Origin of the sequence: Falsiroseomonas oryzae (assembly GCF_027856955.1) — a bacterium.
Lineage (GTDB): Bacteria > Pseudomonadota > Alphaproteobacteria > Acetobacterales > Acetobacteraceae > Falsiroseomonas > Falsiroseomonas oryzae.
Window position 1 is genome coordinate 1 of record NZ_JAPSMD010000975.1, and the last position, 635, is coordinate 635.

General features: G+C 77.8%; 1 protein-coding gene. It reads right to left on the minus strand.

The window, feature by feature from the left end:
- Positions 1-635: glycosyltransferase family 4 protein (locus tag OZN99_RS33040; protein WP_270939392.1), on the minus strand; the 635-nt coding region annotated here is incomplete at both ends.

The following is a 635-nucleotide window of genomic DNA, read 5'->3' on the forward strand; positions in this document are numbered from 1 at the left end:
CGCCGGCCAGCCGGCGTCGCGCGCCGCGGCCAGTCCGCCCGCCGCCAGGCGCGCAGCCAGGGCGGGATCGTCCAGCACGCGCAGCACGGCTGCCGCGATCGCATCGCTGTCCTCGCCGTCCACCAGCAGGCCGTTGACGCCGTCCGTCACCACCTCCGGCGTGCCGCCGGCGCGGCCGCCGATCACCGGCCGGCCGCAGGCATTCGCCTCGAGGAAGACCAGCGGCACGCCGTCGCTCTCCCCCGGATCGGCGCGGTTCGGCAGCGCCACGATCTCCGCCACCGCGTAGAGCGCCGGCATCTCCGCAGGCGGCACCGCGCCAGCGAAGCGGATCGCGTCGTGCCCGCCGCATGTCGCGGCCAGCGCGTCCAGTCCGCCACGTTGCGGTCCCTCGCCCGCCACCAGCAGCAGCGCCTCCGGCATCCGGGCGCGGACGGCGGGCATCGCGGCGATCAACCGGTCCACGCCCTTGCGCGGCACCAGCCGGGTCGGCGCCAGGATCACGCGCCGCCCTTCAAGCCCCAGCGCCGCGCGCCGCGCGGGGTCGGGCGGCAGCGGGCGGAAGCGGTCGAGGTCGACGCCGTTCGGCAGCACCGCCACCTTGGCGCGCGGCACGCCATAGGCGGCCGTGAGCT